24 protein-coding genes are annotated in these 24,854 nt (G+C 70.5%); 14 read left to right on the top strand and 10 right to left on the bottom strand.

All coding sequences use genetic code 11. The annotated features are described in order from the left end of the window. Nucleotides 1-61 precede the first annotated feature (61 nt). The 8 genes from SPRI_RS12370 to SPRI_RS12335 all read left to right on the top strand — a co-directional run bounded on the left by SPRI_RS12370 (nt 62) and on the right by SPRI_RS12335 (nt 6,876). On the top strand, nt 62-301 hold the full coding sequence (locus SPRI_RS12370; protein ID WP_005311859.1) for an ATP synthase subunit c family protein: 240 nt from the start codon (nt 62-64) through the stop codon (nt 299-301). A 41-nt stretch (nt 302-342) separates the two neighbouring features. Beyond that, nucleotides 343-897, top strand: a complete 555-nt coding sequence (locus SPRI_RS12365) for a F0F1 ATP synthase subunit B (RefSeq protein WP_005311857.1) — start codon at nt 343-345, stop codon at nt 895-897. Beyond that, entirely contained in the window at nt 894-1,709 is an 816-nt protein-coding gene (locus SPRI_RS12360; RefSeq protein ID WP_005311855.1) for a F0F1 ATP synthase subunit delta, read from the top strand. The genes SPRI_RS12365 and SPRI_RS12360 overlap by 4 nt, the downstream gene beginning before the upstream one ends. Before the next feature lie 133 nt (nt 1,710-1,842). Further along, on the top strand, nt 1,843-3,435 hold the full coding sequence (atpA, locus tag SPRI_RS12355) for a F0F1 ATP synthase subunit alpha (protein WP_005311852.1): 1,593 nt from the start codon (nt 1,843-1,845) through the stop codon (nt 3,433-3,435). Nucleotides 3,436-3,456: 21 nt separating this feature from the next. Next, nucleotides 3,457-4,374: a F0F1 ATP synthase subunit gamma gene (locus SPRI_RS12350; RefSeq protein WP_005311850.1), complete on the top strand. Its 918-nt coding sequence runs from the start codon at nt 3,457-3,459 to the stop codon at nt 4,372-4,374. Next, nucleotides 4,374-5,816 (top strand): F0F1 ATP synthase subunit beta, encoded by a 1,443-nt coding sequence (gene atpD / locus SPRI_RS12345; protein WP_005311848.1) that lies wholly within the window; start codon nt 4,374-4,376, stop codon nt 5,814-5,816. Before SPRI_RS12350 ends, atpD begins: the two co-directional genes overlap by 1 nt. 110 nt (nt 5,817-5,926) lie before the next feature. Beyond that, entirely contained in the window at nt 5,927-6,301 is a 375-nt protein-coding gene (locus SPRI_RS12340; protein ID WP_005311845.1) for a F0F1 ATP synthase subunit epsilon, read from the top strand. Nucleotides 6,302-6,429: 128 nt separating this feature from the next. After that, nucleotides 6,430-6,876, top strand: coding sequence for a DUF2550 domain-containing protein (locus SPRI_RS12335; RefSeq protein ID WP_037776290.1), 447 nt, complete (start codon nt 6,430-6,432; stop codon nt 6,874-6,876). Between the two features lie 66 nt (nt 6,877-6,942). Here the strand turns inward: SPRI_RS12335 and SPRI_RS12330 are convergent, their stop codons facing one another. The 3 genes from SPRI_RS12330 to SPRI_RS12320 form a co-directional block, all read right to left on the bottom strand. Then, complete coding sequence (locus SPRI_RS12330; RefSeq protein ID WP_078535253.1) at nt 6,943-8,796, bottom strand: glycoside hydrolase family 18 chitinase; 1,854 nt, start codon at nt 8,794-8,796, stop codon at nt 6,943-6,945. A gap of 157 nt (nt 8,797-8,953) precedes the next feature. Continuing rightward, entirely contained in the window at nt 8,954-9,637 is a 684-nt protein-coding gene (locus SPRI_RS12325) for a response regulator (protein WP_005311839.1), read from the bottom strand. Further along, nucleotides 9,634-10,839: a sensor histidine kinase gene (locus SPRI_RS12320; RefSeq protein WP_005311837.1), complete on the bottom strand. Its 1,206-nt coding sequence runs from the start codon at nt 10,837-10,839 to the stop codon at nt 9,634-9,636. The genes SPRI_RS12325 and SPRI_RS12320 overlap by 4 nt, the downstream gene beginning before the upstream one ends. 152 nt (nt 10,840-10,991) lie before the next feature. Between SPRI_RS12320 and SPRI_RS12315 the strand changes: the two genes are divergently transcribed. Then, nucleotides 10,992-11,564: a hypothetical protein gene (locus tag SPRI_RS12315; RefSeq protein ID WP_005311835.1), complete on the top strand. Its 573-nt coding sequence runs from the start codon at nt 10,992-10,994 to the stop codon at nt 11,562-11,564. Here the strand turns inward: SPRI_RS12315 and SPRI_RS12310 are convergent. Next, nucleotides 11,561-12,133: a cob(I)yrinic acid a,c-diamide adenosyltransferase gene (locus tag SPRI_RS12310; protein WP_005311833.1), complete on the bottom strand. Its 573-nt coding sequence runs from the start codon at nt 12,131-12,133 to the stop codon at nt 11,561-11,563. The genes SPRI_RS12315 and SPRI_RS12310 overlap by 4 nt on opposite strands. A 245-nt stretch (nt 12,134-12,378) precedes the next feature. On the opposite strand from SPRI_RS12310, the gene SPRI_RS12305 reads away from it, so the two are divergent. The 3 genes from SPRI_RS12305 (at nt 12,379) to SPRI_RS12295 (ending at nt 16,590) form a co-directional block, all read left to right on the top strand. After that, complete coding sequence (locus SPRI_RS12305; RefSeq protein WP_005311831.1) at nt 12,379-13,227, top strand: 3-hydroxyacyl-CoA dehydrogenase family protein; 849 nt, start codon at nt 12,379-12,381, stop codon at nt 13,225-13,227. 195 nt (nt 13,228-13,422) lie between these two features. Then, a complete protein-coding gene (locus SPRI_RS12300; RefSeq protein WP_005311828.1) occupies nt 13,423-13,746 on the top strand; it encodes an STAS domain-containing protein in 324 nt (107 codons plus the stop codon). Nucleotides 13,747-14,157: 411 nt separating this feature from the next. Beyond that, a complete protein-coding gene (locus SPRI_RS12295; RefSeq protein ID WP_053556924.1) occupies nt 14,158-16,590 on the top strand; it encodes an ATP-binding protein in 2,433 nt (810 codons plus the stop codon). Nucleotides 16,591-17,840: 1,250 nt separating this feature from the next. On the opposite strand, the gene nucS is transcribed toward SPRI_RS12295, so the two are convergent. After that, nucleotides 17,841-18,503 carry an endonuclease NucS gene (gene nucS / locus SPRI_RS12290; protein ID WP_037773735.1) on the bottom strand — a complete coding sequence of 221 codons (663 nt, stop codon included), beginning with the start codon at nt 18,501-18,503 and terminating at the stop codon, nt 17,841-17,843. Nucleotides 18,504-18,747: 244 nt separating this feature from the next. On the opposite strand from nucS, the gene SPRI_RS12285 reads away from it, so the two are divergent. Further along, nucleotides 18,748-19,140, top strand: a complete 393-nt coding sequence (locus SPRI_RS12285; protein ID WP_005311822.1) for an SCO5389 family protein — start codon at nt 18,748-18,750, stop codon at nt 19,138-19,140. Nucleotides 19,141-19,238: 98 nt separating this feature from the next. Here SPRI_RS12285 and SPRI_RS12280 read toward each other — a convergent pair whose 3' ends face one another. Then, nucleotides 19,239-20,270, bottom strand: coding sequence for an LLM class flavin-dependent oxidoreductase (locus SPRI_RS12280; RefSeq protein WP_005311818.1), 1,032 nt, complete (start codon nt 20,268-20,270; stop codon nt 19,239-19,241). A 214-nt stretch (nt 20,271-20,484) separates the two neighbouring features. Here SPRI_RS12280 and SPRI_RS12275 point away from each other — a divergent pair, with 214 nt between their 5' ends. Beyond that, the gene (locus tag SPRI_RS12275; RefSeq protein WP_005311816.1) at nt 20,485-20,814 is read left to right on the top strand and encodes a hypothetical protein; all 330 of its coding nucleotides are present in this window, start codon (nt 20,485-20,487) and stop codon (nt 20,812-20,814) included. A gap of 11 nt (nt 20,815-20,825) precedes the next feature. Here the strand turns inward: SPRI_RS12275 and SPRI_RS12270 are convergent, their stop codons facing one another. From SPRI_RS12270 to SPRI_RS12255, 4 genes are all read right to left on the bottom strand, one after another. Continuing rightward, nucleotides 20,826-21,653 carry an ABC transporter permease gene (locus SPRI_RS12270; RefSeq protein WP_005311814.1) on the bottom strand — a complete coding sequence of 276 codons (828 nt, stop codon included), beginning with the start codon at nt 21,651-21,653 and terminating at the stop codon, nt 20,826-20,828. After that, nucleotides 21,650-22,834, bottom strand: a complete 1,185-nt coding sequence (locus tag SPRI_RS12265; RefSeq protein ID WP_053556923.1) for an ABC transporter ATP-binding protein — start codon at nt 22,832-22,834, stop codon at nt 21,650-21,652. The genes SPRI_RS12270 and SPRI_RS12265 overlap by 4 nt, the downstream gene beginning before the upstream one ends. 124 nt (nt 22,835-22,958) lie before the next feature. After that, the gene (locus tag SPRI_RS12260) at nt 22,959-23,738 is read right to left on the bottom strand and encodes an ABC transporter permease (protein ID WP_005311812.1); all 780 of its coding nucleotides are present in this window, start codon (nt 23,736-23,738) and stop codon (nt 22,959-22,961) included. A 3-nt stretch (nt 23,739-23,741) separates the two neighbouring features. Next, nucleotides 23,742-24,740 (bottom strand): ABC transporter ATP-binding protein, encoded by a 999-nt coding sequence (locus SPRI_RS12255; protein WP_005311810.1) that lies wholly within the window; start codon nt 24,738-24,740, stop codon nt 23,742-23,744. Between the last annotated feature and the right edge of the window lie 114 nt (nt 24,741-24,854).

Below are 24,854 nucleotides of genomic sequence, written 5' to 3'. Positions count from 1 at the left end.
AATCCCGCAGACTGCCGGTGGCCAACCCCCACCGGTTCTTGAAAGAGAAGGAAGAACTGGCATGTCCCAGACTCTTGCCGCCGTCACCGGTGACCTCAAGGCCCTCGGCTCCATCGGCTATGGCCTTGCGGCCATCGGCCCCGGCGTCGGCGTCGGCATCATCTTCGGAAACGGCACCCAGGCTCTTGCCCGTCAGCCCGAGGCTGCCGGTCTGATCCGCGCCAACCAGATCCTCGGCTTCGCTTTCTGTGAGGCGCTCGCCCTCATCGGCCTGGTCATGCCGTTCGTCTACGGCTCCTGATCCTCGGGCCGGTCCAGTAGAAACAGACGAAAGGCACTGATGTGAACCCCCTGGTTCAGCTCGCGCAGGAAGGTGCGGAAAACCCGCTCATCCCGCCGATTCCCGAGCTCGTCATCGGCCTGATCGCCTTCGTCATCGTCTTCGGCTTCCTCGCCAAGAAGCTCCTCCCGAACATCAACAAGGTTCTGGAAGAGCGCCGCGAGGCCATCGAAGGCGGTATCGAGAAGGCCGACGCGGCCAAGACCGAAGCCGAGAGCGTTCTGGAGCAGTACAAGGCTCAGCTCGCCGAGGCCCGTCACGAGGCTGCCCGGCTGCGCCAGGAGGCGACCGAGCAGGGCACCGCGATCATCCAGGAGATGAAGGCGGAAGGCCAGCGGCAGCGTGAGGAGATCATCGCGGCCGGCCACGCCCAGATCGAGGCCGACCGCAAGGCCGCTGCCTCGGCGCTGCGTCAGGACGTGGGCAAGCTCGCCACCGACCTGGCCGGCAAGCTGGTCGGCGAGTCCCTCGAGGACCACGCCCGCCAGAGCCGCACCATCGACCGCTTCCTCGACTCGCTCGAGGACGGCGCTTCGAAGGCAGAGGCCACCCGATGAACGGAGCCAGCCGCGAGGCGCTGGCCGCCGCGCACGAGTCGCTCGACGCGCTGACCGACAACACGTCGGTCGACGCGGCGAAGCTCGCCGGCGAGCTGGCCGCCGTCACCGCGCTGCTCGACCGAGAGGTGTCGCTGCGTCGGGTCCTCACCGACCCGGCGCAGGCCGCCGAGGCCAAGGCCGAGCTGGCCGGACGCATCTTCGCGGGTCAGGTCAGCGGCGAGACCGCCGACCTGGTCAAGGGCATGGTCCGGTCCCGCTGGTCGCAGTCGCGCGACCTGGTCGACTCGCTCGAGGAGCTGGCGAGCACCGCCGACCTCACCGCGGCGCAGCGGACCGGTGTGCTCGACAACGTCGAGGACGAGCTGTTCCGCTTCGGCCGGATCCTTTCGTCCAGCAACGACCTTCGGTCGGCGCTGACCAACCAGTCGGCCACGACGTCCGCCAAGGGCGAGCTGCTCGGCAGCCTGCTCGGCGGCAAGGCCGACCCGGTCACCGAGCGTCTGGTCGTCCGTCTCGTCACGCATCCGCGGGGACGTAGCCTGGAGTCGGGACTCGAGTCCCTGTCCAAGCTCGCCGCGGCGCGGCGGGACCGGATGGTCGCCGTCGTCACGTCGGCGGTGCCGCTGACCGAGGCGCAGAAGCAGCGCCTCGGCGCCGGTCTGGCGCGGATGTACGGCCGTGACATGCACCTCAACCTCGAAGTGGACCCCACGGTCCTCGGCGGGATCTCGGTGCGGGTCGGTGACGAGCTCATCAACGGCACCGTCGCGGAGCGCCTCGAAGAGGCGACCCGCCGCATGGCCGGCTGACGGCACAGCGCAGAACAGAACAGCAAGACCAGCGGCCCGGTTGGGCCGTGCAGAGATTGCAGAAGATTCCTGGGGGTCGGCCCCCAGACCCCCAAAGAAACTTCGGGCCCAACAAGGAGAGCAGGGAACCCAGATGGCGGAGCTCACGATCCGGCCGGAGGAGATCCGGGACGCGCTGGAGAACTTTGTCCAGTCGTACCAGCCGGACGCGGCCTCGCGCGAGGAGGTCGGCACGGTCAGCCTGGCCGGCGACGGTATCGCGAAGGTCGAGGGTCTTCCCTCGGCCATGGCGAACGAGCTGCTGAAGTTCGAGGACGGCACCCTCGGTCTCGCCCTCAACCTCGAGGAGCGCGAGATCGGTGCGATCGTCCTCGGCGAGTTCAACGGTATCGAGGAGGGTCAGCCGGTCACCCGCACCGGTGAGGTCCTCTCGGTCGGTGTCGGCGAGGGCTACCTGGGCCGTGTCGTCGACCCGCTCGGCAACCCGATCGACGGCCTCGGCGAGATCGCGACCGAGGGCCGCCGCGCCCTTGAGCTGCAGGCCCCGGGCGTCATGGCCCGTAAGTCGGTGCACGAGCCGATGCAGACCGGCTACAAGGCCGTCGACGCCATGGTGCCGATCGGCCGCGGCCAGCGTCAGCTGATCATTGGTGACCGTCAGACCGGCAAGACCGCTCTGGCTGTCGACACGATCATCAACCAGCGTGACAACTGGCGTTCCGGCGACCCGAAGAAGCAGGTCCGCTGCATCTACGTCGCCATCGGCCAGAAGGGCTCGACCATCGCGTCCGTTCGCGGCGCCCTGGAAGAGGCCGGCGCGCTCGAGTACACGACGATCGTCGCCGCCCCGGCGTCCGACCCGGCCGGCTTCAAGTACCTGGCCCCGTACACCGGCTCGGCCATCGGCCAGCACTGGATGTACGACGGCAAGCACGTCCTCATCATCTTCGACGACCTCTCGAAGCAGGCCGACGCCTACCGCGCCGTGTCCCTGCTGCTGCGCCGCCCGCCGGGCCGTGAGGCCTACCCGGGTGACGTCTTCTACCTGCACTCGCGTCTGCTGGAGCGCTGCGCCAAGCTCTCCGACGACATGGGCGCCGGTTCGATGACCGGTCTGCCGATCGTCGAGACCAAGGCGAACGACGTGTCGGCGTTCATCCCGACCAACGTCATCTCCATCACCGACGGCCAGTGCTTCCTGGAGTCCGACCTGTTCAACGCCGGCCAGCGTCCGGCCCTGAACGTCGGTATCTCGGTCTCCCGTGTGGGTGGTTCCGCCCAGCACAAGGCCATGAAGCAGGTCTCCGGCCGTCTGCGCGTGGACCTCGCCCAGTACCGCGAGCTGGAGGCGTTCGCCGCCTTCGGTTCCGACCTGGACGCGGCCTCCAAGGCTCAGATGGAGCGCGGCAAGCGCATGGTCGAGCTGCTGAAGCAGGCCCAGTACCAGCCGATGCCCGTCGAGGAGCAGGTCGTCTCCGTCTGGGCCGGTACCACCGGCAAGATGGACGACGTCCCGGTCGCCGACATCCGTCGCTTCGAGTCGGAGCTGCTGGAGCACCTGCGCCGTGAGCGCAAGGAGCTTCTGACCAGCATCGCCGAGGGCGGCAAGATGTCGGACGACACCCTCCAGTCCGTCGCTGACGCCATCGCCGCGTTCAAGAAGCAGTTCGAGACCTCGGACGGCAAGCTTCTGGGCGAGGACGCTCCGGTCAGCACCGCCAAGTAGACGACGGAAGGGACCTGACTCATGGGAGCCCAGCTCCGGGTCTACAAGCGTCGCATCAAATCCGTCACCGCGACCAAGAAGATCACCAAGGCGATGGAGATGATCGCCGCCTCGCGCATCGTCAAGGCGCAGCGCCAGGTGGCCGCCTCCACGCCGTACGCGACCGAGCTCACCCGCGCGGTGACCGCGGTGGCGACGGGGTCGACGACGAACCACGCCCTGACCACCGAGGTGGACAACCCGACCCGGGCCGCGATCCTGCTCATCACGAGCGACCGCGGTCTGGCCGGCGGCTACTCCGCCAACGCCCTCAAGGCGGCGGAGCAGCTCACCGAGCGGCTCCGCGGCGAGGGCAAGGAGGTCGACGCGTACATCGTCGGCCGCAAGGGTGTGGCGTACTACGGCTTCCGTGAGCGCAAGGTCACGGAGTCGTGGACGGGCTTCACCGACAACCCGACGTACGCGGACGCCAAGATGGTCGCGGCCCCGCTGATCGCGGCCATCGAGAAGGACACGGCCGAGGGTGGTGTGGACGAGCTCCACATCGTCTTCACCGAGTTCATCTCGATGCTGACGCAGACGCCGGTTCAGAAGCGGCTGCTGCCTCTCAGTCTCGAGAAGGCGAAGGAGGAGACGGAGACGAAGGGCGAGATCCTTCCTCTGTTCGACTTCGAGCCGTCGGCCGAGGACGTCCTCGACGCCCTGCTGCCGCGCTACGTCGAGAGCCGGATCTACAACGCGCTGCTCCAGGCGGCTGCCTCCAAGCACGCCGCCACCCGCCGCGCGATGAAGTCGGCGACCGACAACGCCGGAGAGCTCATCAAGAGCCTCTCCCGGCTTGCCAACGCGGCCCGCCAGGCCGAAATCACCCAGGAAATCAGCGAGATCGTCGGTGGAGCCAGCGCCCTGGCCGACGCGACCGCGGGGAGTGACAAGTAATGACGACGACAGTTGAGACGGCCGCTGCCACGGGCCGCGTCGCCCGGGTCATCGGCCCGGTCGTCGACGTGGAGTTCCCCGTCGACGCGATGCCGGAGATCTACAACGCGCTGACCGTTCAGGTCGCCGACCCGGCCCAGGAGGGCGTGCTCAAGACGCTGACCCTCGAGGTCGCCCAGCACCTGGGTGACGGCCTGGTCCGCGCCATCTCCATGCAGCCCACCGACGGTCTGGTCCGCCAGGCCCCGGTGACCGACACGGGCAACGGCATCACCGTTCCCGTCGGTGACTTCACCAAGGGCAAGGTGTTCAACACCCTCGGTGAGGTGCTGAACGTCCCCGAGGAGAACGCCAACATCGGTGAGCGGTGGCCCATCCACCGCAAGGCTCCGAACTTCGACCAGCTCGAGTCGAAGACCGAGATGTTCGAGACCGGCGTCAAGGTCATCGACCTTCTCACCCCGTACGTCAAGGGTGGAAAGATCGGTCTGTTCGGTGGTGCCGGCGTCGGTAAGACCGTTCTGATCCAGGAAATGATCTACCGCGTCGCCAACAACCACGACGGTGTGTCGGTGTTCGCGGGCGTCGGTGAGCGTACCCGTGAGGGCAACGACCTCATCGAGGAGATGTCCGAGTCGGGCGTCATCGACAAGACCGCGCTGGTCTTCGGTCAGATGGACGAGCCCCCGGGCACCCGTCTCCGCGTCGCCCTCGCCGGTCTGACCATGGCGGAGTACTTCCGCGATGTGCAGAAGCAGGACGTGCTCTTCTTCATCGACAACATCTTCCGGTACACCCAGGCCGGCTCCGAGGTGTCCACCCTGCTCGGCCGTATGCCGTCCGCGGTGGGTTACCAGCCGAACCTGGCCGACGAGATGGGTCTGCTGCAGGAGCGCATCACCTCGACGCGTGGTCACTCGATCACGTCGATGCAGGCGATCTACGTCCCCGCGGACGACCTGACCGACCCGGCCCCGGCCACCACCTTCGCCCACCTCGACGCGACGACGGTTCTCTCCCGTCCGATCTCCGAGAAGGGCATCTACCCGGCCGTGGACCCGCTGGACTCCACGTCCCGCATCCTGGACCCGCGCTACATCACGCAGGAGCACTACGACGCCGCCACGCGCGTCAAGGGGATCCTGCAGAAGTACAAGGACCTCCAGGACATCATCGCGATCCTCGGTATCGACGAGCTGGGCGAGGAGGACAAGCTGGTTGTCCACCGTGCCCGTCGCGTGGAGCGCTTCCTGTCCCAGAACACCCACGTCGCCAAGCAGTTCACCGGCGTGGACGGCTCGGACGTGCCGCTCGACGAGTCGATCGCCGCGTTCAACTCGATCTGCGACGGTGAGTACGACCACTTCCCCGAGCAGGCGTTCTTCATGTGCGGTGGCATCGAGGACCTCAAGGCCAACGCCAAGGAGCTCGGCGTCTCCTGAGTCACATGACTCGCTGAAGGGGGCGGGCACGTCCCGCCCCCTTCTTCACGCCCCTTAGAATTGACCCAACACCCGGCATGACCGCCGGGTGGTGACCCGAGGAGCCAACCTTGGCTGCTGAGCTGCACGTCGAGCTGGTCGCCGCCGACCGTAGTGTCTGGTCCGGCGAGGCCACCCTGGTCGTCGCGCGCACCACGTCCGGCGACATCGGCGTCATGCCCGGTCACCAGCCGCTGCTCGGTGTGCTGGAATCGGGCCCGGTGACCATTCGTACGAGCGAGGGTGGGACCGTCGTCGCCGCGGTGCACGGTGGTTTCATCTCGTTCGCGGACAACAAGCTGTCGCTGCTGGCGGAGATCGCCGAGCTGGCGGACGAGATCGACGTCCAGCGCGCCGAGCGTGCGCTGGAGCGCGCCAAGTCGGACACGGACGCCGCCGCCGAGCGGCGCGCCGACGTCCGTCTGCGTGCGGTGGCGGTGCGCTAGTCGCGCCCCACGAGAAGTTTGTCCCTCAGCCGCGGCCGGCCCGGATCTCCTCCGGGCCGTGCCGCGGCTGAGGCGATGCAGGTGCACGTGATATTCCGTTACGGGACGATGCGAGGAGGTCGGTGGAGATGTTCCTCGCTCTGCTTGTGAGCGGCTGCGTTGTCGCACTGGTGCTGGTCGGACTGTTCGTCTTCGGACTGCGCAGGAGACTGATCCAGCGCTCCGGCGGCACTTTCGACTGCAGTCTGCGCTGGGACCTCGCCGAAGATCACGACGCTTCCGGCAAGGGGTGGGTGTACGGCGTCGCCCGGTACAGCGGTGACCGCATCGAGTGGTTCCGGATCTTCTCGTACGCACCCCGGCCCCGCCGGGTGCTCGAGCGCTCCGCGATCGAGGTGCTGGCCCGCCGTACGCCGGAGGGGGAGGAGGAGCTGGCGCTGCTCTCCGACTCCGTGGTCCTCGCCTGCCGCCACCGCGGGACGCGGCTGGAGCTTTCGATGAGCGAGGACGCGCTGACCGGCTTCCTCGCCTGGCTGGAGGCGGCGCCGCCCGGCCAGAGGGTGAACGTCGCTTGATCGCAGTGCATGACAAAGCCCGGGAGAGGTGACTCTCCCGGGCTTCCGCGTCATCGGAGCGAGGTGCTATCCGAGGCCGCTGTTGATCGCGCCGACCAGCTCTCCGTTGCTCGTGTCACCGCTGAACTCCCAGAAGAACGCACCGCCGAGGCCCTGGTTGTTCGCCCAGTTCATCTTGGAGGTGACGGTCGCCGGGGTGTCGTAGCTCCACCAGTTGGTGCCGCAGTGGGCGTACGCCGTGCCGGCGATCGTCCCGGTGGCCGGGCAGCTGTTCCTCAGGACCTTGTAGTCCTCGATGCCCTGCTCGTACGTGCCGGCCGCCGGCCCGGTGGCCGTGCCGCCCGGGGCGGACTGGGTCACGCCGGTCCAGCCGCGTCCGTAGAAGCCGATGCCCAGCAGCAGCTTCTTGGCCGGCACGCCCTTCGCCTTGAACTTGGCGATCGCCTCGGCGGAGTTGAATCCGGCCTGCGGGATGCCCGAGTACGAGGTGAGCGGCGAGTGCGGGGCCGTGGGGCCCTTGGCCGCCCAGGCGCCGAAGAAGTCGTACGTCATCACGTTGTACCAGTCGAGGTACTGCGCGGCGCCGCCGTAGTCGGCCGCGTCGATCTTGCCGCCGGACGAGGCGTCGGCCGTGACCGCAGCGGTGACCAGGTTGTTCGCGCCGAACTTGGTGCGCATGGCCTGCATCATGTTCTTGAACGCGGCCGGGCCGCTGGTGTCGCAGGTCAGGCCGCAGGCGTTCGGGTACTCCCAGTCGAGGTCGATGCCGTCGAAGACGTCCGCCCACCGCGGGTCCTCGACCAGGTCGTAGCAGGACTGGGCGAAGGCGGCCGGGTTCTGCACGGCCTGGCCGAAGCCGCCGGACCAGGTCCAGCCGCCGAACGACCACAGGACCTTGATGTGCGGGTACTGGGCCTTCAGCTTGCGCAGCTGGTTGAAGTTGCCGCGCAGCGGCTGGTCCCAGGTGTCGGCCTTGCCGTCGACGGACTGGTCGGCGGTGTAGGCCTTGTCGTAGTCGGCGTAGGCGTCACCGATGGTGCACTTGCCGCCGCTGACGTTGCCGAAGGCGTAGTTGATGTGGGTGATCTTCGACGCGGAGCCGGAGGTCACCAGGTTCTTCACGTGGTAGTTGCGACCGTAGACGCCCCAGTTGGTGAAGTAGCCCAGCTTGACCTTGTCGCCGGGGCCGGGCTCTCCGCCGCCACCGCCGGTGGTGCGGACGGCGACGGCACCGCTGACGGGGCCGGTCTGGTCGGCGCTGTCACGCGCCTGGACCGAGTACGAGTAGTCCGTGCCGGCGGTCAGGCCGGTGTTGGTGTACGTGGTGCCGGTGACCGTGGCGATCTTGGCGCCGTCGCGCAGGACGTCGTAGTTCTTGATGCCGTTGTCGTCGGTGGCCGCGCGCCAGCTGAGGTTCACCGACGTGTCGGTGATGCCGGAGGCCGTGGGGGTGCCGGGCGCGGAGGGCGGGTTGTCACCGGGCACGCTGCCGCCGTCGCACGAGGCGCCGTTCAGCTTGCAGTTGGAGGGCGAGCCGGGGCCGCTGCCGTTGAAGCCGAAGGAGACGGAGGCGCCCGGGGCGAGGGTGCCGTTCCATCCGACGTTCTTGGCGGTCCAGTGGTCGCCGGAGTTGGTGACGGTGGCGTCCCAGGCGGAGGTGACGCGGGTGCCGGAGGGGAAGTCCCACTCGACGGTCCAGGAGTTGATCGTCGTGGTGCCGGTGTTCTTCACCGTCCACTTGCCCTCGAAGCCGGTGCCCCAGTCGGAGGACTTGGCGTAGGTGGCCGTCGCCGAGGTGGCCGCTTCCGCGGGCGAGGCGAGTCCCACCATGGCGGCGAGGGGGAGGAGGAGTGCGGTCAGTCCCGCGGTGGCCCTGGCTCTGAACCGTGATCGTGGGCGTGGGGGCGCTTCGGTGCTCAAGGATGCTCCTCGAGTTGAGTGCGGACATGTCAGGGGTGGTCCGTGCACTGTGCACACCGCGGGGCTCACCGCAGTGTGCTCGGTGAGATTAGGGTGGTCTGGACCAATCGTCAATAGGTCCAGACCAACGGTCCGCGCCCTGCTGTACGGCCCCGGGTCAGATGCCCAACTCCTGTGCGAGGACCGCCGCTTGCACCCTGCTGCGCAGCTCCAGCTTCCCCAGCAGCCTGCTGACGTGGGTCTTCACCGTGGCCTCCGCCATCGACAGCCGCGCCGCGATCTCCGCGTTCGACATCCCCTCACCGAGGCACGAGAGCACCTCCCGCTCCCGCCTCGTCAACGTGTCCAGCACCGCCGGATCGGGCGCGTCCGCCGACCGTACGGGCCCGGGGGCGGCGAACTCCGCGATCAGCCGCCGGGTGACAGCCGGCGCGATCATGCCTTCGCCGCGTGCCACCGTCCGCACCGCCTGGAGCAGATCCCCCGCCTCGGTGTTCTTCAGCAGGAAGCCGGCCGCACCCGCCCGCAGCGCCCCGAAGACGTACTCGTCGAGGTCGAACGTGGTCAGCACGAGCACGTCGGCCAGCTTCTCGGCGACCACCTGACGCGTCGCGGAGACCCCGTCCAGCCGGGGCATCTGCACATCCATCAGCACCACGTCCGGACGCAGCTCCCGCGCGAGACGCACCGCCTCCTCGCCGTCCGCGGCCTCCCCGGCCACCTCGATGTCCGGCGCGCTGCGCAGGATCAGGACCAGACCCGCCCGTACCGCGCTCTGGTCCTCCGCGACCAGGACCCGGATCCGGGCGCCGGTCCTCGGGTCGTCCGCCTGCGCCGTCATGCCGATGGCTCCTTGTCGTCCGTCACGGGCAGCACCGCCCGTACCCGCCAGATCCTGTCGGGCCCGCCGTCCGGGCCCTCCACCGGACCGGCCTCGAACGTCCCGTCCAGCAGCGCGACCCGTTCCTCCATCCCCACCAGGCCCGCACCGGAACCGGGCGCCCGCGGCCCCGGCCCCCGCCCGAACGGGCTGGTCACCGTCACCCGGAGCGCCCCGCCCGCCCCGCCGGACACCTCCACGCGCACCCGGCCGGCCTCCGCGTGCTTGATCGCGTTGGTCAGCGACTCCTGGACGATGCGGTAGGCGGCGAGCTCCACGGGCGCGGGCAGCCGGGTGTCCCTCTCCCGGTCGTCGCACAGCTCGAAGCTCAGCCCGCTCTGCCCGCCGTTCGTCCTCGCCTGCTCCACCATGGCGTCGAGTCCGGCCAGGGTGGGCGCGGCGGCCGGCTGCATGTCGCCGCTGCTGTCGCGCAGCAGTCCGATCAGCCGGCGCATCTCGGCGAGCCCTTCGACGCTGTTCTCGCGGATGACGGTCAGCGCCTGCCTGGTCGTCGACCGGTCGTCCAGCGACAGCGCCGCCGTGGAGTGGATCGCGATCGCGGAGAGGTGGCCCGCGACCAGGTCGTGCAGCTCCCGTGCCATCCGGGCACGCTCGGCCACGATCGCCTGGGTGCGGTCCATCTCCGCGAGCAGCGCGGTCTGTTCGGCCCGCAGCCGGGCGGCGTTCGCCGCCTCCCGGTGGTTGCGGACGATCGCGCCGGTGGTGGCCGGGCCGAACGAGACCAGCCCGGTGACCATGCCGATGAGCAGCGCGGCGGGCTCCCGCAGCCAGGCGAGGAAGCCGATCGTCACCGCGATCGTGATCATCCCGGTGACGACCGGGATGCGCCGGGCGGAGGCGGGGGTCCCGTAGACGACGGCCGCGTACGCCAGGTCCGCGAACATCAGGAGCGTCACGACGCTGCCGGGCGTGAACGGATCGAGGAGGACCGCCGCGGTCCCCGCGAGGAGAGCCGTGCGCGGCATGGTCCGGCGCAGCAGCTCCAGTACGGAGATCACGACCAGCGGCACCAGCGTCACCCAGGACGGCAGCGGAGCCATCGGCCCGTTGGTGTGCACGCCGAGCGACCACAGCGACAGGCCGCCGAGCAGGCCGACGACCGCGATGAGCACGTCGTCACGGTGGGGGCGGGGGAGGGTCACCCGTCCATCAAACACGGCAGCGCCGCCCCCATGCCTCCGCGTACGGGGTGAAGCCGCGGTACATCGAAGGATGCAGTCGCGGTTCGTCACCCGCGACGACGTATCGGCGACCTGCGGCCGACAGGCTTGAACCGTACGAAGGGAGAGCTGTCGTGATCGTCACGCTGATCGTGATCTGCGAGGTCGGCTTCTGGGTGCTGCTGGCCGCGGGCCTCGCCGTCCGGTACCTGCTCAGGATGCCGCGCACCGGCGGGGCGCTGCTGCTGTGCGAACCACTGCTCGAGGTCCTGCTGCTGGTGGTCACCGCGATCGACCTCAAGGGCGGCGCGGAGCCCGGCTGGGAGCACGGTCTGGCCGCGCTGTACATCGGCTACACGGTCGGCCACGGCCACCGCACCGTCAAATGGCTCGACGGCCACGCGGCGCACCGCCTCGCCGGAGGCCCGCCACCGGTGAAACCGCCGCGTTACGGCAGGGCGCGGGCCGCCCACGAGGCGAAGGTCTGGCTCGGCACCCTCGTCGCCGCGGCCGTCGCGACCGGGCTCCTCCAGATCGCGATCTGGTACGTCGGCGACGCGGGGCAGAGCGAGTCGCTGCGCAGCTGGATGTACGGCGCCTGGCGCGCGGCGGGCATCCACGGCCTGATCGCGCTCACCTACGCGATATGGCCGAAAAAGGCCCCGGCGGAGGAGAAGGACCGCGAACCGGTCCGCGTCGAGCCCTAGCGCTCCCCGCCCGGCACCCACAGCACGTCTCCGACCTCCTTGTTCGCCACCCTGGCGAGAATGAACAGGAGGTCGGAGAGGCGGTTGAGGTACGTCGCCGTCAGCGCGTTCATCGTCTCCCCGTGCACTTCCATCGCCGCCCACGTCGAGCGCTCCGCCCGCCGTACGACCGTGCAGGCCTGGTGCAGCAGCGCCGCGCCCGGCGTGCCGCCCGGCAGGATGAAGCTGCGCAGCTTCTCCAGTTCCTCGAGGAAGCGGTCGCAGTCCGCCTCCAGCTTGTCGATGTAGGACTGCTCCACCCGCAGCGGCGGGTACTCCGGGTTCTCGACGACCGGCGTGGCGAGGTCCGCGCCCACGTCGAAGAGGTCGTTCTGCACCCGGACGAGGACCTTCACGACCTTCTCGTCCAGCTGTCCCAGCGCGACGGCCGTGCCGATGACCGCGTTGGCCTCGTTGGCGTCGGCGTACGCGGAGATGCGCAGATCGGTCTTGGCGGTGCGGCTCATGTCGCCGAGGGCGGTGGTGCCCTTGTCGCCGGTGCGGGTGTAGATGCGCGTCAGATTGACCATGTGGCCAGCCTAGTTAGGCACGGGGCCGACGGCAGGCCCGTGTGCCCACCGTCACGGCCGGCGCGGCCCGGCCGACGGCGTCGAGGACGGGCCGGAGCGCGGTCCGCGGAGCCCGAGGGGCCGTCCCGGTGTGATGTCCGTCATCTGAGACGTGACGCGCATCTCTTCACGGTCACAGGGGCCCCTCACGACCGCTAATCTCCGGCAGAGAGCGCACATGTAAACATTCGTTAAGGAGTGCCGCAGTGGCCAGGAAGCTCGCCGTCATCGGCGCCGGACTCATGGGTTCCGGTATCGCGCAGGTCTCCGCCCAGGCAGGCTGGGACGTCGTTCTGCGTGATGTCACCGACGAGGCACTGACCCGCGGCAGGGACGGCATCAAGGCGTCGTACGACAAGTTCGTCTCCAAGGGCAAGCTCGAAGCGGCCGACGCCGAGGCGGCGTTGGCGCGCATCACGACCACGACCGACCTCGACGCCGTCGCCGACGCGGACATCGTCGTCGAGGCGGTGTTCGAGAAGCTCGAGGTCAAGCACGAGATCTTCCGCGCGCTCGACAAGCTCGTACGGGACGACGCCGTCCTCGCCTCCAACACCTCCGCCATCCCGATCACCAAGATCGCGGCGGTGACGGAGCGCCCGGAGCGCGTCGTCGGCGCCCACTTCTTCTCGCCCGTCCCGATGATGCAGCTGTGCGAGCTGGTGCGCGGCTACAAGACGAGCGACGAAACCCTCGCCACCACGCGTGAGTTCGCCGAGTCGGTCGGCAAGACCTGCATCGTCGTCAACCGCGACGTCGCCGGCTTCGTCACCACCCGCCTCATCTCTGCGCTCGTCGTCGAGGCCGCGAAGCTGTACGAATCGGGCGTGGCGAGCGCCGAGGACATCGACATCGCCTGCAAGCTCGGCTTCGGACACGCCATGGGACCGCTCGCCACCGCCGACCTGACCGGCGTCGACATCCTGCTGCACGCGACGAGCAACATCTACACCGAGTCGCAGGACGAGAAGTTCGCACCGCCGGAGCTGATGCGCCGGATGGTGGACGCCGGTGACATCGGCCGCAAGAGCGGGCAGGGCTTCTACAAGCACTGACGTCGCCGCAGGCGTTATCGACCGGTTCGACATCACCCGGCGGGGTGAATTCGGTATCGGTTCGCTTACAAGTAGCAACCCCTGCGCCTACGCGGCAGTCAGTTGTTGCAGGACAGAGAAGAACCGAAGAACAGTCAGCCGCACAGTCGACACGGGGCCAACACGGGGCACTGTAAGCACACTCGGGGAGCGCATATGCACATCAGGGGCGACCATGCCGAGCTGGTCGTCGGGGGCCGCCTCGACGTCCGCAGCGCGGCGGACGCCCGTACGGTCCTGCACTCGGCCGTCGACGACGGCGCCGGCGACCTGGTGCTCGACCTGACCCACCTTGATTCCTGGGACGCCACCGGGCTCGGTGTCATCATGGGCGCGCACCGGCGGGCCGGCAGATGCGGCCGCCGGCTGGTGCTCCGCGGTGTGCCGCCGCAGATGCAGCGACTGCTCGTGGCGACACGGCTGCACCGCATCCTCGCCATCGAGGGCGGGATCGCTGCGGAATCGCTTCCTCGGGTGTGATCGGGCCGCCGACGGTGACCGGCGCGAGACCGGCCCCGGCCGGCGGCGGGTGGGTACGGGGTGAGTACGGGTACGGCGACGCGGCCGTGCGCGCCGGCCGTCGGACGGCCGGCGGCCAGGGCCGTCACGGATGAACCGTCCCGTCATGTGCGACGGGGGCACGAACGGGGCGAGCGGCCCAATCCTCCTGAGACCGTGACGTCGGGGACGTGCGGCACCCCGAAGGTTTCGCGATGCGCGGCGAACGTCTAGGGTTCGATCGCCTGCCCTTTCGACGGACCCGTGAGGCGGGCTCCGGACCGAGGCGACATGGCGTGCAGGAAGGCCGGGAGGCACCGCACGCGGCTTCGGCACCAAGACAGTGATCTTGGCGGCGACAAGCCGGGCGAACCTGATCTGGGAGCTTTGACCATGGACAACGACAGCTTCGGCGAGGGCGCCGGAACGGTGCGACCGCCGCGCGACGCCATCACGCCCGGACAGTCGACGCCCACGCCCCGGCGCACGGTCCAGCTCGTCTCCGGCGACTTCCTTCTCACGATCAATCCCGTCGACGGCAGCGAGATCGAACCCTGCCCGCCGGGCGGCCCCGTCCGGGCCGACGGCCAGGTGACGGACCGGCCCGGCCGCCCGACCCGCCGGAGCGCCGCGCAGCGCGCGGAGCTCCTGCGTGCCGCGCAGCCGCCCGTTCCCCCCGGCCCCGCCGCTCCCCGCCCGCCGCTGCTGGAACGCGACGAGGAACTGGCCCGGCTCGTACGGCTCCTCGGCAGCGGCCGGTCCGTCCGGCTCACCGGCCCGTCGGGATCCGGCCGCACCTCCCTGCTCGACGCCGTCGCCGCGAAGTGCGGCGACTTCGCGCCCGACGGGGTCGTGCGCCTCAACGGCCACCGCCGTACGCCCGCCGAGCTGCTCCAGGACCTCTTCACGGTCGTCTACGACTCGCCGGGCCTGCGCCCCGACCGGAACGCGCTCGCCGGCTTCGTGCGCGACATCGGGGCCGTCGTCGTCCTGGACGACCTCGAGTTCGGCGGTGCGTCCCTCGACGAGCTGCTGGACGCCGCGCCCGAGTGCGCGTTCCTCGTCGCGGCCACCCCGGACATCGCCGCCCCCGGCGCGGGCTCGCACCTCGAAGAGGTCTTCCTCGGCGGTCTCGGCCGTGCCGCGGCCCTCGAACTGCTGCGCAAGGCCGTGGAACGGCCGCTGACGGAGGAGGAGTCCAACTGGGCGGGCGACCTCTGGTTCGAGTCGGAGGGCCTGCCCCTGCGGTTCGTCCAGGCGGCTGCGCTGCTGCGCCAGTGCGACGAGCTGCGGGCGGACCCGGAGGCCTTCGAGGAGTTCGCGCCCTTCGCCGCCGCCGGCGGGAAGGACGTACCCCTGCCGTCGCTCGGTGAGGCCGCCGCGCCCGCCTCGCTGCTCGCCTCACGGCTCAGCGAGTCGGCCAGGCAGACCCTGCGCTTCGCGGTCGCCCTCGGCGGCGAGGTCCCGCACCAGGCGCACCTGCCGGCGCTCGTGGGGGACACCCACGCCGACGCCGCCCTCGGCGAACTGATGAACTGCGGCCTGCTCTCCCCGGCCGGCCCGCGCTACCGGCTGGCGGCCGGTGTGCTCGCCCAGCTCCGCGAGAAGGGCTACGACGAGGACGCAGTCGGGCACGCGCACACCGCCGCCCAGCACTACGCCTGGTGGGCCGGGCACCCCTCCGTCACCCCCGAGCGGGCCGTGGCGGAGGCGGACGCCGTGCTGGCCGCCCTGAGCGCCCTGGTGCCAGGGCGGGACGCCGGACACCCCAGCACGGCCGTGCTGCTCGCCCGCAGCGCCGCGCCGGCGTTCGCCGCCGGACGGCAGTGGGCCGCCTGGGAGCGCGCCCTGCGGATCGGCTCCGAGGCCGCCCGCATTGCCGGTGAGGTCGCGGAAGAGGCCTACTTCCACCACGAGTTGGGCGTCCTCGCGCTGTGCACCGGGAACGTGGACCGGGCCAGGGCCGAGCTCGAGGCGTCGATCGGCATGCGCGGCGCGCTCGCCGACAAGAGCGGCACCGTCGCCGGACGCCGGGCCCTCGCGCTCGTCGCCGACCGCGAGTCCGGGCTCGTGCCCGCGCCGCCGCTCGCCACGGGCGAGGCGGGACCCGTGTCACCCCCGAGGGGCGTCCCGGCGACGGCACTCACGAAGCGGCTGCCGCGGACCGGCGCCCTGGGCCGCGGGGCGGCCCCCGTGGCGGGCCACAGCCAGGAGACCCCGGCGGACGCCCCCGACCGCCCGGCGGGCCGGCGCGCGGCCATTCTCATGGGCGCCCGCCGCAACATCGTCGCCACGAGTGCGGGCGCGCTGCTCGCGGTGGTCCTCGGCACGGTGGTCACCCTGGGCATGACCTCGGACCAGGAGGAGCCGCCCGGGAACGACGTGCGCAACGGCCAGCCGGTGAACGAGGACGGCCTCGACGACGACTGGCCCGCGGAGGACCCGACGACCGACGTCTCCGACGATCCGTCGGAGGACAAGGACGACGCCAAGCCGACGGGGTCGTCCTCGTCGGCCACGACACCCGCGTCGACGGGCCGCCCGTCGGCACCGGGGGAGTCGCCGTCGCCGAGCTCGTCGCGGCCGGAGAGTCCTTCGGACTCGAGGCCGCCGTCGAGTCCGAAGCCGCCGTCGAGCCCGAAGCCTCCGCCGAGCGCGAAGCCGCCGACGGTCCCGACCACGCCGACGGAGTCCACGACCCCGCCGCCGGATCCGACGCCCTCCGAAACGTCCACGGCCCCGGACGGAAGCGCGTCCGCGAGCGAGCCGGGCGAAGCGACGATGACGAGCGGCGGGGCGGCGTCCACGTCGCCGTCGATCATCTGACACGCCGAGCGCGTCGAACGCGTCCAGGGCGGGGGACGCCGCCCCTCCCCGAACCCCTGCCGGGGCCGGGCCTCCAGCCCGGCTCCATGTGGAGGCGGCCAGGCTGCGCCTGCGTCCGCGTGAGACGGTGAGCGCTGCCCCGGGAGCCGCGTGAAGGGCCGGGGTTGTTCGGACCTTGGGTGGAGGGGCCGGGCCTCCGGCCCGGCCCCGTGTGGCGGCCCCGGAAGCCACGTGCACGGCCGGGCTGGTGCGGTCGGGCCCGCGGACCGAATCGGCGTGGGGCGGTCGGGCCACCCGAACCCGTGTGTGAGGTGGCCGGGCCCGCGGAACCCGCTTGAGCTCCGGGCCTGCGGCGGCCGGAAGCCACGTGGGGTGGTCGGGCCGCCCGGAACCCGGAAGGTGGCCCGGCCCGCACCGCTCGAGCGCCGGATGCCTGCGGCACCCGGATCCGTATGAGGCGTTCGGGCTCGTCCACGAAGCCGGGTGAGGTGGCCGGGCCCGCGGAACCCGCTGAGCTCCGGGCCTGCGGCGGCCGGAAGCCACGTGGGGTGGTCGGGCCGCCCGGAACCCGGAAGGTGGCCCGGCCCGCACCGCTCGAGCGCCGGATGCCTGCGGCACCCGGATCCGCGTGAGGCGTTCGGGTTCCGGATCCGCGTGACGCGGTCGGGCTCGTTTACGAAACCGGGTGAGGTGGCCGGGCGCGGCACCGCTTGAGCGTGGGGCCGGCGGCGGCCGGGACCCGCTTGAGGTGGCCGGGTTCCGGATCCGCGTGACGCCGTCGGGCTCTCGCGCCCCGAAGCCGGGTGAAGGGACCAGGGCCGTGCCCCGGAACGGGGCAGGGCCGTGCCCGGAGTCCTGAGCGGACGGGCCACGCGCCCGCGTCGTGCGACGGTGACGACCTTGCGTCGCTGCGCGGGCAGGGCATGGCGGGGTGGGGCTGTCTCGCGGCTGCGCGGCCGTGGCTCGTTCCCGGCGCACGGTCGACCCGTCCGGTCGTCCCAGCGCAAGGAGTCGCCGTCGCCGACTCGCCCGGCGTCGGCGATCGACGATGCGCCGGCCGCCACCGGCTTGCGGACCACGGGGCCGGGTCCGTCTCGTCACCGTGACCCGGCGACCTCGCCTGCATCACGGAGCGGGCGGCGTCGGCCGCGTTGCCCGCCGGGGCGCCGGACACTCGCGGCGCGCGCCTGGGGCCGCGGCGAACTCCCGTCGGCCCGGCACGGGCCCGCTGCGCCCCGTGGACGCGGTCGTCAGAACAGGCGGAGCTTGTCGTCCTCGATGCCGCGCATCGCGTCGTAGTCCAGGACCACGCAGCCGATGCCCCGGTCCGTCGCGAGGACACGCGCCTGGGGCTTGATTTCCTGGGCCGCGAAGACGCCCTTCACCGGCGCCAGGTGCGGGTCGCGGTTGAGGAGTTCGAGGTAGCGGGTGAGCTGCTCCACGCCGTCGATCTCGCCGCGGCGCTTGATCTCCACCGCCACCGTCGCGCCGTCCGCGTCGCGGCAGAGGATGTCCACCGGGCCGATGGCCGTGGGGTATTCACGGCGGATGAGGCTGTAACCCTCGCCAAGTGTCTCGATCCGGTCGGCGAGGAGCTCCTGGAGGTGCGCTTCCACGCCGTCCTTGATGAGTCCGGGGTCGACACCGAGCTCGTGGGACGAGTCGTGGAGGATTTCCTCCATCGTAATGATCAGTTTCTCGCCCGCTTTGTTCACGACGGTCCAGACGCTGTCGTCGCCCTCCTTCAATGTGCAGGGAGGGGACATCCAGTTCAGCGGTTTGTACGCCCTGTCGTCGGCGTGGATGGAGACACTGCCGTCCGCCTTGACCAGGATCAAACGGGGGGCGGAGGGCAGGTGGGCGGTGAGCCGGCCGGCGTAGTCCACGGAGCAGCGGGCGATGACGAGACGCATGGTCCGCAACGCTACTCGACGGACGCCGCGCTGCGCGATTCGCCCCGGAAGCGCCCTTCGTTATTTGGCCGGTTGTGTGCCCAATCTCCTGGTGCGCTCAAGTCGGCGCACTTACCGTGGAAGACAGGAGGTCGTCGGCCGTGCACTCTGCGTCGCCGTACAGCATTGGTATGCCGTCGTTCGGTCCGCTTCCTCCTTCCCTGCCCGTAAGGCCCCGTTTCGCGGGGCCGCGAGAGGAGAACCCATGTCGCTCGACGTCTCACCGGCGCTGTTGGAACAGGCCGAGCGAGGCGAGGTCGACGAAGCAGCTTTCGTCGACTGCGTCCGGACCTCCCTGCCCTACGCATGGGAGATGATCAGTTCTCTGGTGGCTCAGCTGAAGGTGGACGGCGGCGAGTTCGCCGACAACCAGACGCCTCCGCCGGACGAGCAGGCACGTGGTCAGCTGCTGCGCGCGCTCGCGAGTGACGCGATTCGCGGTGCGCTCCAGCGGCACTTCGGAGTGCGACTGGCATTCCAGAACTGCCACCGCGTCGCGGTGTTCCCGCTGGACCCCTCGGTGGATGAGCGGCTCGCCCGCTTCACCTCGATCCGGGGCCAGTTGCTCAATCAGTCGCCCGAACTGCGCGACTGCTGATGTCTTCTGCTGCCGCTCCGCATCATTGGAGGTGCACAGATGTCGGAGCGGCGGCACCGTCGGACCCGGAACCTCGCGACCATGGACACGGCCGGGCGTCAGCCGAGCAGGGGCAGCACTTCCGTGCCCAGCCGCCGGACGTTCTCCTCGGTGGTGGCGAGGTCGCCGGAGCCCTCAGCGAGCAGCGCGAAGCGTGTGATGCCGGTGCGTTCCGCGGTCGCCGCCAGGCGGTCCGCGGCCAGGCGCGGCGGCCCCACCGGATGCAAGGAACAGAGCAGCTCCGTGTACGCGACGGGGTCGCGCATCGCGCGGTGCCGTCCGTCGACCGTGACGTGCGCGTCCAGGCCCTGCTTGAGCCAGCCGGGCATCGCCTTGGCGAGGGTCTCCGCCGCCTCGTCCGCGCGGTCGGCGATCTGGACGACGCCGGCCGACACGTGCCCGGCCGCCGCGACCTGCTCGGCCGGGTGTCCCGAGGCGAGGGCGTGCGTACGCCAGTGGGCGACCATGTCCGCCTTCTCCTGGTCGCCGCAGTGCATGCCGAGCAGCATCGGCAGGCCTCGCTCCGCCGCGAGCCTGACGCTCTGCGGGGACGTGCACGCGACGACCACCTCGGGTCCTCCCGCCGGCCCGTCGATCAGCTCGTCGGGGCGGGGGACGACCGCGACCTCCCGGAAGGAGAAGCGGTCGCCCTGCGCCCCGACGCGGGGTTCGCGCAGCCAGCGCAGCAGCAGGTCCAGGGATTCGGGGAAGCCCTTCTCGTACGCCGCGAGACCGGCGCCGAAGACCTCCAGGTCGACCCAGGGCCCGCCGCGTCCCACACCGAGGGTGAACCGCCCGCCGGAGGTGAGGTGCAGCAGCGCGGCCTGTTCGCCGAGCGCCACGGGATGCGCGCTCGGCAGCACGCTCACCGCCGTGCCCACACGGATCCGGCGGGTGCGGCCGAGCAGCAGTGCCGCGAGGGTCACCGCGGACGGGCACACCCCGTAGGGGACGAAGTGGTGCTCGGCCAGCCACACGGCGTCGAGGCCCGCTTCCTCCGCCACCTCGGCGGAACGCACCGCCCGGTGCAGCGCCTCCCCCTGTCCTTGGCCCGGGAACTGGGCCGCCAGTACGAACGTTCCAACGCGCATCGCCTTCTGCCTCCTTGCGGCCGACGCGTCACTCCCCCTACAGGCAACAACGCCTGACACGTGCCAAAGGCACGGCCAGGCGTGAAGTTGTTGCGATTTTCCGGTAACTGGCCCTGATGCAGGACGCGCTCGCACCCGTGTGAGGGACGGACGCCGGGGCCCGGGCCCGTACGCTGGACGGGCAACTGTCCGGACTTGCCCCGTGAGGTGTCACGTGTCCCCGCGCCGCAACCGCCCCCGAGGCGGCGAGAAGCCCACCGAGCGAGCGAGCGACCCCGCCGGCCGGTACGGCGGTTTCGGCAGCAGCGAGTCCTGGCAGGGCGAGGAGTGGTCGGTGCGCCACGTCGCGGGTGCAAGTGCCGCCGGCAAGCGGTACCGCTGCCCGGGCTGCGACCAGGAGATCTCCTCCGGCATGCCCCACGTGGTGGCCTGGCCCGAGCACGGCGGCGTGGACGACCGCCGCCACTGGCACAAGGCGTGCTGGAACGCGAAGGACCGCCGCACCTCCAAGGTGCAGCGGTCCAGGAACGCGCCGAGGTACTGAACCCTCGCGGGTCAGACGTCCCGGCTGCTCATCGTCGCGTACGCCCCGCCGAGCGCCACGACCGAGATGCCGAGCATGATCCACACCGGTTCCCAGCCGAGGGGACCGGAGGACCCGCCCGACGCCGCCTCACCGTAGATGCCGATGAGCTGGCTCGGGATGGCCCACTCCAGCAGGAACTTCTGAAGGTCCTGGAGCGACTCGGAGAACATGAACATGGCCGCCACCAGCGGCAGCAGCATCACACCGATCATGGTGGTGATCGCACCTGCCGAGTGCCGGATCATGGCGCCCACGGCCAGCGACAGCAGGCCGAGCGAGGCGGTGTAGAGGCCCACGCCCACGGACGCGCGCAGCCATTCGTCGCCGGTGGGCTCGACCGCCTCGACCATCGCGTTCTGGATGACCGCGACGAGGCCCGCGACCAGGGTCGTGATCGTGAGGACCAGAAGGAAGAAGACGGTGGCCTTGGCCGCGAGCACACGGCCGCGGCTGGGGCAGGCCGTCAGCGTCGTACGGATCATGCCGGTGCTGTACTCGGACGCGATGGTGAGCACGCCCAGGGTCATCACACAGATCGAGCCGGGCAGGACGCCGAAGAAGCCCATGCCGAGGGCGGACGAGTCCGCGATGCCGGCCGACTCGCCGGCGGCGGAGACGAGCGCGGCGACCCCGAGACCGATGCCGAGCATCAGCACGATCATCACGCCCAGCGTCCACATCGTGGAGCGCACGGAACGGATCTTCGTCCACTCGGACAGGAGCGCGTCACCGAGGCTGGCCCCGCGCACCGGGATCGGGGAGGCGTACGAGCCGGGCTGCTGGTAGGGAGTGCTCATCGTGCGTCCTCGGGCTTGGTCAGGTCGGCGGGGGCGGCCGCCGGGGGAGCGGGGGCCTCGGCCGGAGCGGCGGGCGGCGCGGCCGGCACAGGTCCGGACGGTGCGGCCGGTGCGGGAGCGGCAGGCACGGGCGTCGCGTACGGGTTCTGGCCGGGCTGGGGCGGCGGCGGGGCGTAGAACCCCTGCTGCGGCACCTCCGGGATGTGCGGCTGCGGCGGGACGTGCCCCATCGGCGGCTGCTGCATCAGCCCGGACTTCTCGTCCGCCGTCGAACGGTAGTCCACCGCGCCCTGCGTCATCCGCATGTACGCCTCCTCCAGGGAGGCCTGGTGCGGCGACAGCTCCCACAGCCGTACGTCCGCGTCGTGCGCCAGGTCGCTGATGCGGGGCAGCGGCAGGCCGGTCACCCGCAGCGCGCCGTCCGGCTCCGGCATCACCTGGCCGCCCGCCTCGGTCAGGGCGGCGAGGAGCTTCTCGCGCTGCTCGGGCTCCGTCTGCGGCGTGCGGACCCTGGCGAAGTCGGCGGAGTTGTGGGAGATGAAGTCCTTGACGCTCATGTCCGCCATCAGCTGACCGCGTCCGATCACGATCAGATGGTCGGCCGTGAGAGCCATCTCGCTCATCAGGTGCGAGGAGACGAAGACCGTACGGCCCTCGGACGCCAGCTGCTTCATCAGGTTGCGGACCCAGAGGATGCCCTCGGGGTCGAGGCCGTTGACCGGCTCGTCGAAGAGCAGCACCTGAGGGTCGCCCAGCAGCGCGGCGGCGATGCCGAGCCTCTGCCCCATGCCGAGCGAGAAGCCCTTCGAGCGCCTCTTCGCCACGCCCTGGAGGCCCACGACGCCGAGCACCTCGTCGACCCGGCGGTCCGGGATCCCGGAGAGCTGCGCCAGCGACAGCAGGTGGTTGCGGGCGGTACGGCCGCCGTGCACCGCCTTGGCGTCGAGCAGCGCGCCGACCTGGCGGGGTGCGTTCGGCAGCTGCCGGAACGGGAGCCCACCGATGGTGACCTGGCCCGACGTCGGCCGGTCCAGGCCGAGGATCATGCGCATCGTCGTGGACTTGCCCGCGCCGTTGGGGCCGAGGAATCCGGTGACGGCGCCCGGCCGCACCTGGAAGGAAAGGTTGTACACGGCTGTCTTGGCGCCATAGCGCTTCGTCAGGCCGACTGCCTCGATCATTCTCCAGCCCCATCGACTTTCGGGTCGTCGGGGCACAGGCGGTGCAGCCGTACGCCCCCGTAAGTGCTAGGAGGATAGCCGGGCCCTGATGGTTCCGCCCAAGCAGATACGGCTACGGGCCCGTTCAGGCGTCCCGTTTCTTCAGCACGAGGAAGCCGCCCAGCAGCGCCGCGGCCACCCACAGCAGCATGATGCCCAGGCCGCCCCAAGGGCCGTAAGGGGAGTCACCGCTGTTCATGGCGTTCGGGACCACCTGCATGATCTTGGCGCCGGCCTGGTCGGGGAAGTAGCGCGCGACGTCCTTGGCGCCCGGTACCGCGGAGAGGATCTGCGAGACCAGGAAGAAGAACGGCATCAGGATGCCCAGCGAGAGCATCGAGCTGCGGAGCATCGTGGCGACGCCCATCGAGAAGATCGCCATCAGGCCCATGTAGATGCCACCGCCGAAGACGGCCCGCAGCACGTTCTCCTCACCGATCGACGTTCGGTGCTCGCCGAGCAGCGCCTGGCCGAGGAAGAACGTGAAGAAGCTCGTCGCCATCCCGACCACGAGCGCCAGCAGCCCGGCCACCGCGATCTTGCTGAAGATGAACGTGCCGCGCTGGGGTACGGCGGCGAGCGAGGTGCGGATCATGCCCGAGCTGTACTCGGTGCCGACGACGAGGACGCCGAAGACCACCATCGCGAGCTGCCCGAGAACCATCCCGGAGAAGCTGATGAGGGTCGGGTCGAACGTCAGCCGCTCGGCGTCCGGCAGATCGTCGAACGTGGCGTTCATCAGGGCGCACAGGGCCGCGCCCATCGCGACGGTCACGGCGAGCGCGCTGATCAGCGTCCAGCGCGTGGAGGAGACCGTACGGATCTTGGTCCACTCGGACTGGAGGACGGCGGGTACGGATGCCATCGGTCAGGCTCCCTCTTTGCGCGGGGCCCACTGGGGGGCGCCGTGGCCGGACGACGGGGTGCCCAGGCCGGGCGATGGTGGTGGTGCGGCCGCGCCGGTGGAGTGCGCGTGGTACTCCACCGCGCCGGCGGTCATCTGCATGAACGCCTCCTCGAGCGAGGCGCGTTGGGCACTGAGCTCGTGGAGCACGATCCGGTGCTCCGCCGCCAGCTCGCCGAGCTGCTCGGTGCTCGCGCCGTCGACCTCCAGGGTGCCGTTGTCCGACTCGACGACCGTCATGCCCGCCCGGTGCACCGCGTCCCGCAGCTCTTCCTGCTGAGGGGAGCGGAGGCGCACATAACTGCGCGAGTTCTGCTGGATGAAATCGGCCATCGAGGTGTCGGCCAGCAGCTTGCCCTGGCCGATCACGATCAAGTGATCGGCGGTCAGGGCCATTTCACTCATGAGATGAGAAGAAACGAAGATCGTCCGGCCCTCCTGCGCAAGGGCTTTCATCAGATTACGGATCCAGTGAATTCCCTCGGGGTCCAGACCATTGACCGGTTCGTCGAACATCAGGATCTCGGGATCACCGAGGAGCGCCGACGCGATTCCGAGCCGCTGGCCCATACCCATGGAGAAGCCCTTCGACTTCTTCCGCGCGACCGGCGTCAGTCCGACCACGTCGAGGACCTCGGCGACCCGGCTCCGTGGGATGCGGTTCGCCTGGGCCAGACAGAGCAGGTTGTTGTACGCGCTGCGGCCCCCGTGCATCGCCTTGGCGTCGAGCAGCGCCCCGATGTACTTCAGTGGTTCTTCGAGCTCGCGGTAGTGCCGCCCGTCGATCCTGACGGTGCCGCTGGTGGGGTTGTCGAGATCGAGCATCATCCGCATCGTCGTCGACTTGCCCGCCCCGTTGGGACCGAGGAAACCGGTCACCACCCCCGGGCGGACCTTGAAGGAGAGATGGTCGACCGCGACCTTGCTGCCGAAGTGTTTGGTGAGACCCTCGAGCTCGATCATGCGTTCACGCTACGGGGGCCCGGAAGCGTCCGCCACCGGGTTCCGGGAAGGGAAGGAGTCCCTTCCGCATCGGGGTGACAGGGCCGTGCGACAGGGTGACAGGGGCGGGCCGGA

Origin of the sequence: Streptomyces pristinaespiralis (genome assembly GCF_001278075.1) — a bacterium.
Lineage (GTDB): Bacteria > Actinomycetota > Actinomycetes > Streptomycetales > Streptomycetaceae > Streptomyces > Streptomyces pristinaespiralis.
The sequence above is the reverse complement of the archived record's forward strand: the minus strand, read 5'-3'. Positions and strand labels throughout refer to the sequence as shown.